14 protein-coding genes are annotated in these 14,634 nt (G+C 70.2%); 7 read left to right on the plus strand and 7 right to left on the minus strand.

The genetic code is table 11. The features are described 5' to 3' along the window. Positions 1–38 precede the first annotated feature (38 nt). Positions 39–923 carry an ABC transporter ATP-binding protein gene (locus ACTIFV_RS01470; protein ID WP_439591031.1) on the plus strand — a complete coding sequence of 295 codons (885 nt, stop codon included), beginning with the start codon at positions 39–41 and terminating at the stop codon, positions 921–923. After that, positions 920–2,020, plus strand: coding sequence for an ABC transporter permease (locus ACTIFV_RS01475; RefSeq protein WP_439591032.1), 1,101 nt, complete (start codon positions 920–922; stop codon positions 2,018–2,020). The genes ACTIFV_RS01470 and ACTIFV_RS01475 overlap by 4 nt, the downstream gene beginning before the upstream one ends. 54 nt (positions 2,021–2,074) lie before the next feature. Here ACTIFV_RS01475 and ACTIFV_RS01480 read toward each other — a convergent pair whose 3' ends face one another. The 3 genes from ACTIFV_RS01480 to ACTIFV_RS01490 form a co-directional block, all read right to left on the minus strand. Next, positions 2,075–2,467, minus strand: a complete 393-nt coding sequence (locus ACTIFV_RS01480; protein WP_439591033.1) for a VOC family protein — start codon at positions 2,465–2,467, stop codon at positions 2,075–2,077. Between the two features lie 31 nt (positions 2,468–2,498). Then, entirely contained in the window at positions 2,499–2,966 is a 468-nt protein-coding gene (gene rraA / locus ACTIFV_RS01485; protein WP_439591034.1) for a ribonuclease E activity regulator RraA, read from the minus strand. A 92-nt stretch (positions 2,967–3,058) separates the two neighbouring features. Beyond that, positions 3,059–3,613, minus strand: coding sequence for an ArsR/SmtB family transcription factor (locus ACTIFV_RS01490; protein WP_439591035.1), 555 nt, complete (start codon positions 3,611–3,613; stop codon positions 3,059–3,061). Between the two features lie 57 nt (positions 3,614–3,670). On the opposite strand from ACTIFV_RS01490, the gene ACTIFV_RS01495 reads away from it, so the two are divergent. After that, entirely contained in the window at positions 3,671–5,065 is a 1,395-nt protein-coding gene (locus ACTIFV_RS01495; RefSeq protein WP_439591036.1) for an MFS transporter, read from the plus strand. Between the two features lies 1 nt (position 5,066). On the opposite strand, the gene ACTIFV_RS01500 is transcribed toward ACTIFV_RS01495, so the two are convergent. After that, positions 5,067–5,543: a hypothetical protein gene (locus ACTIFV_RS01500; protein WP_439591037.1), complete on the minus strand. Its 477-nt coding sequence runs from the start codon at positions 5,541–5,543 to the stop codon at positions 5,067–5,069. Positions 5,544–5,625: 82 nt separating this feature from the next. On the opposite strand from ACTIFV_RS01500, the gene ACTIFV_RS01505 reads away from it, so the two are divergent. Genes ACTIFV_RS01505 through ACTIFV_RS01515 form a run of 3 tightly spaced genes read left to right on the plus strand, consistent with a single transcriptional unit; the run spans position 5,626 to position 8,568 of the window. After that, the gene (locus tag ACTIFV_RS01505) at positions 5,626–6,741 is read left to right on the plus strand and encodes a type III polyketide synthase (RefSeq protein ID WP_439591038.1); all 1,116 of its coding nucleotides are present in this window, start codon (positions 5,626–5,628) and stop codon (positions 6,739–6,741) included. Next, positions 6,738–7,439, plus strand: a complete 702-nt coding sequence (locus tag ACTIFV_RS01510) for a methyltransferase domain-containing protein (protein WP_439591039.1) — start codon at positions 6,738–6,740, stop codon at positions 7,437–7,439. Before ACTIFV_RS01505 ends, ACTIFV_RS01510 begins: the two co-directional genes overlap by 4 nt. Further along, complete coding sequence (locus ACTIFV_RS01515) at positions 7,432–8,568, plus strand: FAD-dependent oxidoreductase (RefSeq protein ID WP_439591040.1); 1,137 nt, start codon at positions 7,432–7,434, stop codon at positions 8,566–8,568. Before ACTIFV_RS01510 ends, ACTIFV_RS01515 begins: the two co-directional genes overlap by 8 nt. A gap of 2 nt (positions 8,569–8,570) precedes the next feature. Here ACTIFV_RS01515 and ACTIFV_RS01520 read toward each other — a convergent pair whose 3' ends face one another. Further along, complete coding sequence (locus ACTIFV_RS01520) at positions 8,571–9,413, minus strand: UbiA family prenyltransferase (RefSeq protein WP_439591041.1); 843 nt, start codon at positions 9,411–9,413, stop codon at positions 8,571–8,573. Between the two features lie 72 nt (positions 9,414–9,485). Beyond that, positions 9,486–11,678: an ATP-dependent Clp protease ATP-binding subunit gene (locus tag ACTIFV_RS01525; RefSeq protein WP_439591042.1), complete on the minus strand. Its 2,193-nt coding sequence runs from the start codon at positions 11,676–11,678 to the stop codon at positions 9,486–9,488. 173 nt (positions 11,679–11,851) lie between these two features. Between ACTIFV_RS01525 and ACTIFV_RS01530 the strand changes: the two genes are divergently transcribed. After that, positions 11,852–13,417: a M28 family peptidase gene (locus ACTIFV_RS01530; protein ID WP_439591043.1), complete on the plus strand. Its 1,566-nt coding sequence runs from the start codon at positions 11,852–11,854 to the stop codon at positions 13,415–13,417. 48 nt (positions 13,418–13,465) lie between these two features. On the opposite strand, the gene ACTIFV_RS01535 is transcribed toward ACTIFV_RS01530, so the two are convergent. Beyond that, the gene (locus ACTIFV_RS01535; RefSeq protein WP_439591044.1) at positions 13,466–14,461 is read right to left on the minus strand and encodes a GlxA family transcriptional regulator; all 996 of its coding nucleotides are present in this window, start codon (positions 14,459–14,461) and stop codon (positions 13,466–13,468) included. Between the last annotated feature and the right edge of the window lie 173 nt (positions 14,462–14,634).

Consider the following 14,634-nt stretch of genomic DNA (forward strand, 5'->3'; position numbering starts at 1 on the left):
GGGATCCGCTCGGCGGGCGCCCTCCGTACGGTGGAGGCATGCTGACACTCACAGGAATCACGAAGAGCTACGGAGGGCGGCGCGTGCTCGACGACGTGTCGTTCGAGGTCCGGCCGGGCAGGCTGACGGGCTTCGTCGGCGGCAACGGCGCGGGCAAGACGACGACGATGCGGATCGTGCTGGGCGTGCTCGCGAAGGACGACGGCGCGGTCGCACTCGACGGCGCCGCGATCACAGCCGCGGACCGCCGGCGGTTCGGCTACATGCCCGAGGAGCGGGGCCTCTACCCCAAGATGAAGGTGCTGGAGCACATCGTCTACCTCGCGCGGCTGCACGGGTTCACGAAGCCGGATGCCACGGCCCGCGCGACGGCGCTGCTCGAGCGGCTCGGACTCGGCGAGCGCCTGGACGACAACGTCGAGACGCTCTCGCTCGGCAACCAGCAGCGCGCGCAGATCGCTGCGGCCCTCGTGCATGACCCGGAGGTGCTCATCCTCGACGAGCCGTTCTCGGGGCTCGACCCCCTCGCCGTCGACGTCGTCGCGGGCGTGCTGCAGGAGCGCGCCTCCGCCGGCACCGCCGTGCTCTTCTCTTCGCACCAGCTCGACGTCGTCGAGCGCCTCTGCGACGACCTCGTCATCATCGCGGGCGGCACGATCCGCGCGGCCGGCGCTCGCGACGCTCTGCGCGCAGAGCACTCGAACCGCCGGTTCGAGCTGGTGTCGTCGGGCGATGCCGGGTGGCTCCGCGACGAGCCGGGCATCGAGGTCGTCGACTTCGACGGCGGCTACGCCGTGTTCGACGCCGACACCGACGAGACCGCGCAGCGCGTGCTCCGCCGAGCCGTCGATCAGGGGGATGTCGCGAGCTTCGCGCCGCAGCATCCCACCCTCGCCCAGATCTTCAAGGAGGTCATCCAGTGAGCACTCCCACCCAGACCCAGACCCCGACCTTCGCGCAGAGCACGTGGCTCGTCGCCGAACGCGAGATCGGCTCGAAGCTGCGCAGCAAGTCATTCCTGATCTCGTTCGGCATCCTCTTCGCGATCGCCCTCATCGGCGTCGTGTGGCTCGGGTTCACCGCCAAGAACGACACCGGCACGCCCGTCGCGGTGACCGCCGATGCCGAGCAGTACGTCCAGAACGCCGGCGGGCTGGACATCACCGCCGTCGACGACCGCGCCGCCGCTGAAGCGCTGGTGACCGCCGGGGACGTGGATGCCGCGATCGTCGGCGACTCCGCGTCGCCCACCGGCTTCACCGTCATCGCCGAGAGCGACGTCTCGTCGACGCTGCTGCTGCAGCTCGCCCAGCTGCCTCCCACCGAGCTGCTCAGCCCCGAGGACGCGACGAACTTCCTCGGCTACATCGCCGCGATCGGGTTCGGCATCATCTTCCTGTTCTCGGCGCAGACGTTCGGCTCGACGATCGCCGCGAGCGTCGTGGAGGAGAAGCAGACGCGCGTCGTCGAGCTGCTCATCTCGGCGATCCCGACGCGCGCGCTCCTGGCGGGCAAGGTCATCGGCAACACGATCCTCGCGATGGGTCAGATCCTGATCCTCGCGGCGATAGCGGTCGTCGGGCTGACCGTCACCGGCCAGACCGAGCTGCTGCAGGGACTCGGCGCGCCGCTGGCGTGGTTCGCGATCTTCTTCCTCTTCGGGTTCATCCTGCTCGCGGCGCTGTTCGCGGCCGCCGCGTCGATGGTCTCGCGCATGGAGGACATCGGGTCGACGACGACGCCGCTCCTGCTGCTCATCATGGCTCCGTATTTCCTGGTGATCTTCTTCTGGAACAACCCCACGGTGCTGACGATCATGTCGTACGTGCCGTTCTCGGCCCCCGTGGGCATGCCGATGCGCATGTTCCTCGGGCAGGCCGAGTGGTGGGAGCCGCTGCTGTCGCTCGCGATCCTCATCGCGACCTGCGTCGCGGCGATCCTGCTGGGCGCGCGGATCTACCAGAACTCGCTCCTGCGCATGGGCGCACGCGTCAAGCTGCGCGAGGCGCTCGCAGGCTGACGACGGTTCCGGATGCCCCGTCCTCCCGGCTTCGGAGGGCGGGGCATCCGTGCGTCAGTTCTGCAGGACGGCGAGGACGTTCCCCGAGGGGTCGCGGAACCAGGCGATGTCGGGTCCGCGCCCCGGGCCGCCGCGCGCGATGCCCTTCGCATCGGTGGCGAATTCGTCGTCGGAGTAGATCTTCGTGACGACCCCCTTCGCGTTGAGCTCGTCCACGGCGCTGTCGATGTCGTCGACGGGGAAGTTCAGGATCGTGAAGGCCGCCGGCTCGTGGTTCGGCTTCGTGTAGGCGAGGACGGTCGCGCCCGACTCGAGGTGCAGCTCGAGGAACCCCATCTCGTTGTCGTGCACCTCGATGCCGAGGATGTCGGCATAGAACTCGCGGGTGGCCTTCGCGTCGGCGATGGAGAAGCCGCTGAAGGCGTGGTCTGCGTGGAAACCGGTCATGACCCCAGCATCTGCCGCGGCCCCTGCCGCGTCAACGCTCGACGAGGATCCCGTCGGCGTCGGCCCAGACGTGGCGACCCGGCGTGAAGGTCACCCCGGCGATCGTGACGGGCTCGTCGACCTCTCCGACGCCGTCCTTCGCGCTCTTGCGCGGATTGGACCCGAGTGCCTTGACGCCCAGCGGCAGTGCGGCGATCGCCGCACGGTCGCGGATCGCGCCGTGCACGATGAGGCCGGCCCAGCCGTTCGCGACGGCGGATGCCGCGATGAGGTCGCCCACGAGCGCGGACTCGAGGGAGCCTGCGCCGTCGATCACGAGCACCGCACCGTCGCCCGCGGTCGCGAGCACGGTCTTGACGAGGGCGTTGTCGCGGTGACAGCGAACGGTGCGGATCGGGCCGTCGAAGGCGACACGACCGCCGATGTCGTGGAACGGCAGCGAGAGCGAATCGAGTTCCTCGCCCCGCTCGTCGTAGAGGTCGGCCGTCGCGATGGTCATGCGTAGACGCTAGCGCCGCGGCTGAAGGAGAACGCGCTGAGAGAAGGATGAATCCGACCGGAACATCCTTTTCCGGGGAGAATCTCCTTTCTTCACGTCGTCGGCTCTGCCGGCGCGGGGGGATTCACGTCGGGGTGGAACGCCGTGAAGAGCGAGTAGGTCGCGCCGTCGGCGTCGGGTCCGCGCTCCTTGAACTCGATGATGAGCCCGAACAGGCGATCCAGGAGCTCCTTCTTGTGGGCGTCGTTGAGCTTGAGTCCGAGCCACGCGGTGTCGATGTCCTCGGATTCGAGTCCGGCGATCTGCTGCAGGAAGGTCTCGACCAGCACGTAGCTCGTGTTGGGCATCGGCGTGGTCCACGACAGGCCCGTCGCGCGGTACGGCACCTCACGCGATCCCTGGGCGCCGGTGCGCGGCGGCTCGGCTACGAGGAATCCCGTGTTCACGAGGGTGCGAACGTGATGCAGCATCGTGCCCGGGTTGACGCCCAGCAGCTCGGCGAGCTCCTTGTTGGTGCGGGATTCGAAGGCGCACAGCCGCAGCACGCGCATGCGCAGCGGCGAGCTCAGCGCGCGGCCCTTCGCCTGGAGATCGGCGTCCTCACTGTCGGAGGGGGCGATCGGTTCCTCATCTCCTGCAGTGGCCATGATCGACCTTACCGCGACTGATTGACATTCCCCAATCAGTCGCCCAGACTGATTGGCATGTCCCAATCACCCGATGCGTCGCACGACGAGGCGATGGATGCCGAGGTCCGCGCCGAGGCGCGGGCGGAGGCATCCACCCCCCTCTCCCCCGGCCGCGTCGACGACGCCGTCGAGGCGGACCAGGCGATCGCCGCACCCCCGGAGAAGGGCCACAGGCCCTCGCTGTGGCGCGACGGCAACTTCCTCACGGTGTGGAGCGGCCAGGCGTTCGGGCAGTTCGGCGCGCAGATCACCGAACTCGCGATCCCCGTGCTCGCGGTGCTGTTCCTCAACGCGACCGAGTTCGAAGTGGGTCTGCTCAACGCGGCGGGCACCGCGGCGTTCCTGGTCGTGGGACTGCCGGCCGGCGCCTGGATCGACCGGATGCGCAAGCGCCGGGTCATGGTGTGGGCCGACCTGGTGCGCGCGCTCGCTCTGGGCTGCATCCCGCTGCTGTGGTGGGCGGGCTCGCTCGAGATGTGGCACCTGTACGCCGTCGCGCTCGTGGTGAGCGTTGCGACGGTGTTCTTCGACGTGTCGTACCAGAGCGTCGTGCCGTCGCTCGTGCGCAGCGACCAGATCGCCGAGGCGAACGGCAAGTTCGAGTCGACGTCGCAGCTCGCGGGGATCGTCGGTCCCGCCGCCGGCGGCTGGCTCATCGGCATCCTCACGGCGCCCGTCGCGATCCTCATCACGGTCGGCACCTACCTCGCGTCCTTCGTGTTCCTCTCGGTCGCACGCGACAACGAGAGGGTGCCCGAGAAGCACGAGCACGACCCGCTGATCCGCTCGATCAGAGAAGGACTCGCGTGGGTCTTCGGCAACCGCTACCTGCGGCGGATCGTGGGCACGACGAGCGTGTCGAACCTCTTCAGCACGATCTCGTTCACCCTGCTGCCGATCTTCATCCTGCGCGAGCTCGGCCTGTCGGCGCAGAGCATGGGCGTCATCTTCGCCCTGAGCGCCGTCGGCGGCCTGCTCGGCGCGATCGCGACGCCCCGGATCGTCGCCTGGATCGGCGAGGCCCGCGCGATCCCCGTGAGCGCGATCGCGTTCTCGATCATCGCCCTGCTGCTCCCCGTGGCCGCGATGGTGCCGGCGATCGCCTTCCCGCTGCTCGTCGTCCAGGGGTTCGTGGGCCTGTTCACGGTGCTGCTCTACAACATCACGCAGGTGACCTTCCGGCAGCGGATCACTCCCCCGCGCCTGCTCGGCCGCATGAACGCGTCGATCCGCTTCGTCGTGTGGGGGGTCATGCCGATCGCCGCGCTCGCGGCGGGAGCGCTCGGCGAGTGGCTCGGCGTGGTGGCGACGATGTGGATCGGCGCGACCGGTCAGCTGCTGTCGGCGGCCTTCGTCGTGTTCGGGCCGTTCTGGGCGATGCGCGAGCTGCCGTCGGTCGACGACCGCTGACTCAGGCGGGCGCGGCGACGGTGCGGCCCGCCCGCACGATCCCCATGATCGCGAGAACGAAGGTCGCGAGGTAGGCGATGCCGATCACGATGCCCGCGATCCCGCAGATGACGGCGGCGGCGTCGTTCGACACCGCGCCGCCCGTCCAGTTCGTGAGCGCCGTGTTCACGGAGCCGCTGTCGCCGGCGTCGGGCACGGTGAGGGATGCCACGAGGAACGCGCCCCACAGGACGAAGGTCGCGATGTCGTACCAGTGGCGCGTCGCCTTGCGCGCGCGCACGTCGCGATCGAAGACCGTCAGCAAGGGCGGCAGGAGCATCAGGAGGATGAGGAAGAAGCCGTAGACGACGCCGATGACGGCGAGCCAGCCGGCATCCGCCCCGACGAAAGCACGGCCCACGAAGAAGAAGGCCGGCAGCACTACCGCGGCGACCCATTGCGTGATGAAGACGAAACGGCCCGTGCCGGCGATGCGCATGGACCGACCGTACAGCCAACCCGTAGGAAGGAAAATCCCGCGGGAGGACCGATTCGGCCCGGAACCGTGATTGATTGTCACCATGGCCGCACGCATCGTCTCGATCGGCACCGCCGTTCCCTCGGCCGCCGTGGAGCAGACGCGCATCCGGGACTTCTTCGCGGCGCAGCCGGGACTCGATCGACTGGCGCGCCGGCTCATCGGGGCCTCGTTCGATTCTGCCGCCATCGATCGGCGCCATACCGTGCTGACACAGCTGGCGGACGCCGCGGACGGCGTCCCCGGTCCCGCGGGCGTCGACTTCGTCGGCGCCGACCGGGTGCTGCTCTCGCCGACGACGGGCGCGCGCAACGACGTCTACGCTGCGCTCGCCCCGGGCCTCTCCGCCGAGGCGGGACGCGCCGCCCTGCAGGAGGCGGAGGTCGAGGCATCCGCCATCACGCACGTCGTCACGGTCTCGTGCACGGGATTCTTCGCACCCGGACCGGACTACCGGCTCGTGCGAGACCTCGGGCTCTCGCCGGCCGTCGAGCGCTACAACATCGGCTTCATGGGCTGCGCCGCCGCCCTCCCCGCTCTGCGGCTGGCGTCGCGGATCACGGTCGCGCAGCCCGACGCGGTCGTCCTGGTCGTCTGCACGGAACTGTGCACGCTCCACATCACCGGATCCTCCGACTCGCAGCAGATCGTCGCGTCCTCGGTGTTCGCCGACGGCTCGGCGGCCGCGGTCGTGACGGCGCGCGACGGAGTCGGCCGGGCGGGTGGGCTCGAGCTGGAGCGCTTCGCGACAACCCTCACGACCGAGGGTGAGAGCGACATGGTCTGGACGATCGGAGATCGCGGGTTCGAGATGGTGCTGTCGGCTGAGGTGCCGCGCATCATCGGGCGCGAGATCCGCGGTGCCGTGGACGGGTTCCTCTCGGGGCAGGCGCCGGATGCCTGGGCCGTCCACCCGGGCGGCCGCAGCATCCTGGACCGCGTCGAGACCGGACTCGACCTCGCCCCCGAGGCCATGCAGCCCTCGCGCGACGTGCTCAGCGCGTACGGGAACATGTCGAGCGCCACCATCCTCTTCATCCTCCGCTCGCTCCTGCACGATGCGGGCGTCGCCGACGGCGCCGCGATCGCCGCCCTGGCGTTCGGACCCGGCCTCACCGTCGAATCCGCGCTCGTGACCAAGCGAGGTGCCGGCGCATGAACCTGAGCGTGCGCGACGACGAGCTGCGCGAGCTCATGGACGACCCCGACTGCGACCCCGAGCGTCTGGATGCGACCCTGCGCCGCTTCGAGACGATCAACCGCCTCATCTCGGCGTGGGGAGTCGTGTATCGCGCCCACCTCGGCCCCTTTCTCGCGCGCCTGGGGCGACCCGCCCGCGTGCTGGACCTCGGCTCGGGCGGCGGCGACCTCGTCCTCCGCCTCGCCGCGCTCGCCCGGCGGGACGGCCTCGACGTCGAGTGGACGGGCGCTGATCCCGACCCCCGCGCCCACGCCGTCGCGGCGGAGAACGCCGCCGCCGGCATCCGATTCGAATGCGCGGATGCCGCGGCCCTGGTCGCCCGCGGCGAGACGTTCGATGCCGTCGTGTCGAACCACGTGCTGCATCACCTCGACGGGGGGCTGCTGACCTTCCTCGCCGAGTCGCAGGCGCTGTCATCGGGACTCGTCGCGCACGGCGACATCGCCCGCGGCCGGCTCGCGTACGGGCTCTACTCCCTCGCGGTGACCCCCTTCGCGCCGGGGACCTTCCTGCGCACCGACGGCCTGAGATCGATCCGCCGGAGCTTCACCCGGGTCGAACTCCAGTCGCTGCTCGACGACGCGGCGCCCGGGGACTGGTCGGTCTCGACACCGGCCCCGTTCCGCGTCCTGGCTGTCGGAGCCGGCCGTGCCTGACGTCGTCGTCGTGGGAGCGGGGCCGGTGGGCATGCTCCTCGCCGGCGAGCTTCACCGCCGCGGCGTCGCCGTGGAGGTGTACGAACGGCGCCCGCGGGCCGGCGGCGGATCGCGGGCGATCGGCATCCATGCTCCCGTGCTCGCCGCGCTCGAAGCGTCCGGGCTCACGGAGCGTCTGCTCGAGCACGCGCAGCGGGTCCCGCGGGGCGAGGCGCGCGTCGACGGCCGGCGCGTCGGCGTGGTCCGGTTCGATCGGCTGTCGATGCGGTTCCCGTTCGTCGCGACGCTGCCGCAGTCATCGACCGAAGCCGCGCTGTCGGCCGGGATGCCCGAACCCCTCCGCGGAGCGGAGGTGCTCGCCGTGCAGCCGCGGGGCGATCGCGTCCGGGTGCGCGCCGGCGTCGCGGGCCACCTGACCGAGGTCGAGGCCCCGCTCGTCGTCGTCGCTTCCGGCGCGGGCGCCCGCGGCCTCGTCTACCGGTCGCCGCGAGCGCACGAGTACCGGGACCGCTACCTCATGGCCGACGTCGCCGTGGAGCCCCGTGCCGATGCCGAGGTGGCGGTCGTCAACCTCGATCGATCGGGCGTGCTCGAGTCCTTCCCCCTGCCCGGAGGCGCGCGCAGGTTCGTCGCGTGGGACGACCCCGAGGCCGACGACTCTGCGGACGCGCGCACGGACAGGCTGCGGACGGCTCTCCGGATGCGGGGCGAGGTGACCGCGGCCACGGCTCTCACCGCCGCGACGGGCTTCGGGGTACGCCGGTTCACGGCAGCGCAGATGCGCCGGGACCGCGTGTTCGTGATCGGCGATGCGGCCCACGAGGTGAGCCCCATCGGCGGGCAGGGCATGAACCTGGGCCTGCTCGACGCGGTCACGCTCGCGCCGCTCCTGGCCGACTGGGTACGGGCCGGCCACGCGCCCGAGCGGGCACTGCGCCGGTGGGAGCACAGACGTGTGCGCAGTGCGCGCACCGCGGCATCCCTCGCGAGCCTCAACACCGCTCTGGGTCGCCCTCTCGAGCCGCTCGCGCACGCCGCACGGCGCGCTGTCGTCACGGCGATGCTCGCCGGCGCGGCGGGGTCCCTCTTCGCGCGCGCGTACGCGATGGGATTCGACCGGGACGCGTGAGCTCAGGCCGCCAGCGCCGAGCCCGACACGATCAGCTGCGCGGCCAGGAGGAGCGCGGCGAGCATGACGAGGCGGAACAGGATGCGGCCGGGCGGGCCGGCGAGTGCACGCACGACGGTCGCGACTGCGACGAGCACGACCGCGATGAACAGCGCCCATGAGAACGGGGGCACCTGCGCGATGTCGCCCGCGACCGGGCCGAGCAGCACCGCCACGGCCCCCACCGACACGGCGACCGCCGCGATGACGGCGGACGGGCGGGCACCCAGGCGATGCGGCAGCCCGCGCACGCCCGTCGACGCGTCGTCGGCGAGGTCGGGCAGGACGTTGGTGAAGTGCACGGCCACGCCGAGCGCGCCGCCCGCGATCCATGCCCACCACGCGGCGAACGCCGGCGAGGCGGCCGAGAGCGGCGCGAGCGAGGGGAAGATCCCGAAGCTCACGGCGAAGGGGATCACCGAGAACGCGGTCGCCTTGAGTCCCGCGTTGTACGCCCACGCCGACCCCAGCGCGAGTGCGTGGGCCGCCAGCATCCGCCACCCCAACGGCACCGACAGCGCGAGTGCGAGAGCCAGGAAGGCGGAAGCCCCGATCCATGCCGTCCGCAGGGTGAGGTCGCCTCGGGCGATCGGCTTGTCGCGCCGCCCGACGGCCCGATCGCGGGCCGCATCGAGGGCATCGTTGGACACACCCACGGACAGCTGACCGGCGAAGACGGCGAGCACCAGCAGCGCGAGCCGCCACGGCTCGAGACCGACCGCGACACCGAGCCCGAGCGCGAGCGCCGTCACCACGAGGGTCGGTCCCGGATGAGAGGACCCCCAGAGGCCGCGGATGATGCGCACGCTCGATCGTCCCACTACGACGGAGCCCCCGCATTCCTGTGACGGGATGCGGGGGCTCCGTGGCCGACGTCGCTAGTCCTCGAGGATCGCCTCGATGACCTCCTCGTCGTCCTTCGCCGCGGGGCCGGAGCTCGTGAGCGCGAGCGCCGAGCCATCGGCCGAGACATCCACCCGCACGACGTCGCCGTCGCGGATCGTGCCCGCCAGGATGCCCATCGCGAGACGGTCCTGGATCTCGGACTGGATCAGTCGGCGCAGCGGCCGCGCTCCGAAGAGCGGGTCGTAGCCGCGCTCGGCGAGCCAGGCGCGCGCGTCGGGCGTGACGGCGAGCGTCAGTCGACGGTCCCTCAGACGTCGCTGGAGCGCGTCGACCGAGAGCTCCACGATCTGCGCGAGGTCGTACTCGGTGAGAGCGTGGAACACGACGGTGTCGTCGAGGCGGTTGACGAACTCGGGCCGGAACGCCTGTCGCACGAGCGCCAGCACCTGGTCGCGCTTCTCTTCGGTGGAGAGCGTCGGATCGATGAGGATCGGCGAGCCGAGGTTCGACGTCAGGATCAGGATCACGTTCGTGAAGTCGACCGTGCGACCCTGGCCGTCGGTCAGGCGACCGTCGTCCATCACCTGGAGCAGCACGTCGAACACCTCGGGGTGCGCCTTCTCGACTTCGTCGAGCAGCACGACCGAGTACGGGCGCCGGCGCACCGCCTCGGTCAGCTGACCGCCCTGCTCGTAGCCCACGTAGCCGGGAGGAGCACCGACGAGACGCGAGACCGAGTGCTTCTCGCCGTACTCCGACATGTCGATGCGCACCATGGCGTGCTCGTCGTCGAAGAGGAACTCGGCGAGCGCCTTGGCGAGCTCGGTCTTGCCGACGCCCGTCGGGCCGAGGAACAGGAATGAGCCCGTCGGCCGGTTCGGGTCGCTGATGCCCGCACGGCTGCGCCGCACGGCATCCGCCACCGTCTTCACGGCGTCCTTCTGCCCGATGAGCCGCTTGCCGAGCTCGTGCTCGAGGTGCAGCAGCTTCTCGGTCTCGCCCTGCAGGAGCCTGCCGACCGGGATGCCCGTCCACGCCGCGATGACCTTCGCGATGTCCTCCTCGGTGACCTGGTCGCCGACCATGCGGTCTTCCGACGTCTCGAGCTTCTCGGCCTCCATGACCTGGCGCTCGAGGTTCGGGATGTCGGCGTAGAGCAGGCGCGAGGCGCGCTCGAGGTTGCCCTCGCGCTGCGCGCGCTCCGCCTCGATCCGCGCGGCGTCGAGCTTGGTCTTGAGATCTCCGACGAGGTTCAGGGAGGCGCGCTCCTGCTCCCAGCGCTGCTGCAGCTCGGTGAGCCGTGCCTCCTCGGCACCGAGGGTCGCGCGCAGGGTCGCGAGGCGGTCCTTCGACGCGTCGTCCTTCTCGCGCTTGAGGGCCATCTCCTCGAGCTTGAGCCGGTCGACGTGCCGGCGCAGCTCGTCGATCACGAGCGGCGCGGAGTCGATCTCCATGCGCAGGCGCGACGCCGCCTCGTCGATCAGGTCGATGGCCTTGTCGGGCAGCTGACGGCTGGGGATGTAGCGATTGGACATGGATGCCGCGGCCACGAGGGCACCGTCGGCGATCGCGACCTTGTGGTGCGCTTCGTAGCGCTCCTTCAGACCGCGCAGGATCGCGACGGTGTCCTCGACATTGGGCTCGCCGACGTAGACCTGCTGGAAGCGGCGCTCGAGCGCGGCGTCCTTCTCGATGAACTCGCGGTACTCGTTGAGCGTGGTCGCGCCGATGAGGCGCAGCTCGCCGCGCGCGAGCATCGGCTTGAGCATGTTGGATGCCGCGACCGACCCCTCACCACCGCCCGCGCCCATGAGCACGTGCAACTCGTCGATGAAGGTGATGATCTGGCCGTCGGACTCGGTGATCTCCTTGAGGACGCTCTTGAGCCGCTCCTCGAACTGGCCGCGGTACATCGCGCCCGCGACGAGCGCGGAGATGTCAAGGGTGACGAGCTCCTTGCCCTTGAGCGACTCGGCCACGTCTCCCGCGACGATGCGCTGGGCGAGGCCTTCGACGACGGCCGTCTTGCCGACGCCGGGCTCGCCGATCAGGACGGGGTTGTTCTTGGTGCGGCGGGTCAGCACCTGGCTGACGCGCCGGATCTCGCTGTCCCGCCCGATGACGGGGTCGAGCTTGCCCTGGCGGGCACGGTCGGTGAGGTTGATCCCGTACTGCTCGAGGGCGCTCCGCGCGTCCTCCTGTCCGGGCTGCGGGGTGGCGTTCATGCGTTCTCCTGAGAGTCATGCGGCAAAGTTGAGCCGTCTTGACTCAAGTTTACCAGCACCGAGTCTACCGGGGCAATGCGGGTTCGACCACGCCCTTACCCGCGGGGCGACCCGGGCGTAGGGTCTCGACCGGCGGCGCCAACGAGGGCGTCCGCCTCCTCGAAAGGAAACCCATGTCCCCGAAGATTCGTGGAGCGGGAGCGGTCATCGCCGCCGCCGCTCTGTTGGGATCGATGGCGCTCGCGACCCCTGCGTACGCCGTGCCCAAGAACGACGTCGACAAGATCACGAAGGCTGTCACCGTCGACGGCGTTCTCAAACACCTCAAGAAGCTGCAGCAGATCGCCGACGCGAACGGCGGCAACCGCGCCGCCGGACAGCCCGGCTACGCGGCATCCGTCAACTACATCGTGAAGGAGCTCCGCGGCGCGGGCTACCAGCCGCAGATCCAGGAGTTCGGCTACACGAACTACGCCGACAGCACGACGCTGACCCGCGAGGATCCCGCGACCGCGTGGGCCTACGGCAGCGACTTCACCCAGAACCAGTTCGACTCGGGCGTGCCCGAGGGTTCGGGGACGGGCGCCCTCACTCCCGTCGACCTCGTCCAGCCGTTCCCCGCGGACGGCACCAGCACGAGCGGCTGCGAACCCGAGGACTTCGCCGACTTCGAGGCCGGCGCGGTCGCCCTCGTCCAACGCGGCACGTGCGGCTTCGCCGTCAAGGCGCTCAACGCGCAGGCTGCCGGAGCATCCGCCGTCATCGTGTCCAACGACGGCCGCGCGGGCCTCGTCGGCATGATCGGCGACGCGACCGGTCTCACGATCCCCGCCGTCTTCGCCTCGTCGGCGGTCGGCGAAGACCTCGCCGCGAACCCCGGCGCGGTCGTGACCGTGACGGTCGCCTCGACGCGGACGGTCGCGTACAACGTCCTCGCCGAGACGAAGACCGGTGACGACGCCAACGTCGTCATGGCCGGCGCGCACCTCGACAGCGTGCTCGAGGGCCCGGGCATCAACGACAACGGCAGCGGCAGTGCCGCGCTGCTCGAGACGGCGATCCAGATGAAGAAGATGAAGCCGACCAACACCGTGCGCTTCGCATGGTGGGGCGCCGAAGAGGAGGGACTGCTCGGCTCCGAGTACTACGTAGGCAGCCTCTCGCCCGAGCAGGCGGAGTCGATCGCGCTCTACCTCAACTTCGACATGATCGGCTCGCCGAACTACACGCTCGGGGTCTACGACGGCGACCAGTCCGACATCGCCGCACCCGTGCCGATCCCGGCCGGATCCGGTGAGATCGAGGCCGTGTTCAAGGACTTCTTCGCGAAGCGCGGCCTCTTCTCGGTCGCCACGGAGTTCTCGGGACGCTCGGACTACGGCCCGTTCATCGCGGTCGACATCCCGGCCGGCGGCCTGTTCACCGGCGCCGAGGGCGTGAAGACCGCGACCGAGGCCGCGCAGTTCGGAGGCAAGGCGGGGGTCGCGTACGACCCGTGCTACCACGCCGCGTGCGACAACTTCACCGGAGCAGGTCAGGACCCGGCGATCTACGGCGGGCTGAAGAAGCTCAAGGGCAACATCAGCAGGCCCGCTCTCGACGTGAACTCCGACGCGGTCGCTGCGGCGATCGTCACCTTCGCAGCCGATGTGACCTCTGTCCGCGGCGCGGACGTCGGCGCACGCAAGGCGGCACCGGAGATCGACATCAACACGCTGCGCGACTGGTACGCCCAGTAGCGCGGCACGATCGGGCGGTGGGCACCGGAATCGGCGCCCACCGCCCGATCACGCGACCGACTCGAGCGTCGGGGTCGCGGCATCCATCGCCTCGAGCGTGCAGCAGAATCGCGCGCGATACGCCGTCGGGGTCGTTCCCAGAGCGCGCGAGAAGTTCTGGCGGAGGACGGCGGCGGAGCCGAACCCGCTCTCGTACGCGATGCGGTCGAGGCCCAGGTCGGTCTTCTCGAGCAGGCGCTGGGCGTGGATGATGCGCTGCCGTGCGAGCCAGGCGGCCGGAGTGGCGCCGAAGTCCGCCTTGAAGCGCCGGGCGAACGTGCGCGGAGACATGTGCGCCTTCGCGGCGAGCTGATCGACCGTGAGCTCCTCGCGGAGGTGGTCGAGCATCCAGTCGCTCACGGGCGCGAGAGAGAGCGACTGCACCTGCGGCAGCGGCCGGTCGATGAACTGCGCCTGGCCGCCGTCTCGCTGCGGCGGCACGACCATGCGCCGCGCGATGCGGTTGGTCATCTCGGCGCCGAGCTCCTGCCGCAGCAGGTGCAGGCACGCATCGAGACCCGCGGCGGTGCCGGCACTCGTGATGATGCGGCCGTCCTGCACGTACAGCACGTCGGGATCGACCTCGACGGCGGGGTACATCTCGGCCATGACGTCCGCATACATCCAGTGCGTCGTCGCCTTGCGACCGTCGAGGACGCCTGCAGCGCCCAGGATGAACGACCCGCTGCACACGCTCATGACCCACGCCTCGCGGGCGACGGCGTCGCGGATCACGTCGAGCACGCGCTCGTCGTTGGTGCGCCAGTACTGACGCGGCGTCGGCGACACGACCACGAGGTCGGCTTCGTACGCGAACGAGAGGTCGTCGTCGACGTTGAGCGAGAAGCCCAGCTTGGACTTCACCACTCCCGGATCGGGCGTCACGACGCGGAAGTCGAAGTTCGGGATGCCGTCATCCGAGCGGTCGAGGCCGAAGGCCTCGCACGCGACCCCGAACTCGAACGGTGCGAATCCGTCTTGGACGATGACGGCGACGGTCTTCATGGATGCTCCCGGGTGCTCGTGGCAGGAATCGTGCGAACTGTGGCCATCCTGCCACTGTTGGCAGTCCTAACGCAAGCGTAGCGTTACTGCCATGTTCCTGGTGATTGTTCTCTCAGCCCTCGCGGCCCTCGCGGTCGCCGCCACCCTCAACGCCCTCGCGAAGGACGGCTACC

Source organism: Microbacterium sp., from assembly GCF_051860965.1.
Classification (GTDB): domain Bacteria; phylum Actinomycetota; class Actinomycetes; order Actinomycetales; family Microbacteriaceae; genus Microbacterium.

Excerpts from the sequence above, each read along its gene's own strand:
- ACTIFV_RS01480 (WP_439591033.1), bottom strand. The coding sequence starts at position 2,467 with ATGACCGGTTTCCACGCAGACCACGCCTTCAGCGGCTTCTCCATCGCC.
- ACTIFV_RS01530 (WP_439591043.1), top strand. The coding sequence starts at position 11,852 with ATGTCCCCGAAGATTCGTGGAGCGGGAGCGGTCATCGCCGCCGCCGCT.
- ACTIFV_RS01525 (WP_439591042.1), bottom strand. The coding sequence starts at position 11,678 with ATGAACGCCACCCCGCAGCCCGGACAGGAGGACGCGCGGAGCGCCCTC.
- ACTIFV_RS01510 (WP_439591039.1), top strand. The coding sequence starts at position 6,738 with ATGAACCTGAGCGTGCGCGACGACGAGCTGCGCGAGCTCATGGACGAC.
- rraA (WP_439591034.1), bottom strand. The coding sequence starts at position 2,966 with ATGACCATCGCGACGGCCGACCTCTACGACGAGCGGGGCGAGGAACTC.
- ACTIFV_RS01500 (WP_439591037.1), bottom strand. The coding sequence starts at position 5,543 with ATGCGCATCGCCGGCACGGGCCGTTTCGTCTTCATCACGCAATGGGTC.
- ACTIFV_RS01505 (WP_439591038.1), top strand. The coding sequence starts at position 5,626 with ATGGCCGCACGCATCGTCTCGATCGGCACCGCCGTTCCCTCGGCCGCC.
- ACTIFV_RS01535 (WP_439591044.1), bottom strand. The coding sequence starts at position 14,461 with ATGAAGACCGTCGCCGTCATCGTCCAAGACGGATTCGCACCGTTCGAG.
- ACTIFV_RS01470 (WP_439591031.1), top strand. The coding sequence starts at position 39 with ATGCTGACACTCACAGGAATCACGAAGAGCTACGGAGGGCGGCGCGTG.
- ACTIFV_RS01495 (WP_439591036.1), top strand. The coding sequence starts at position 3,671 with ATGTCCCAATCACCCGATGCGTCGCACGACGAGGCGATGGATGCCGAG.
- ACTIFV_RS01490 (WP_439591035.1), bottom strand. The coding sequence starts at position 3,613 with ATGGCCACTGCAGGAGATGAGGAACCGATCGCCCCCTCCGACAGTGAG.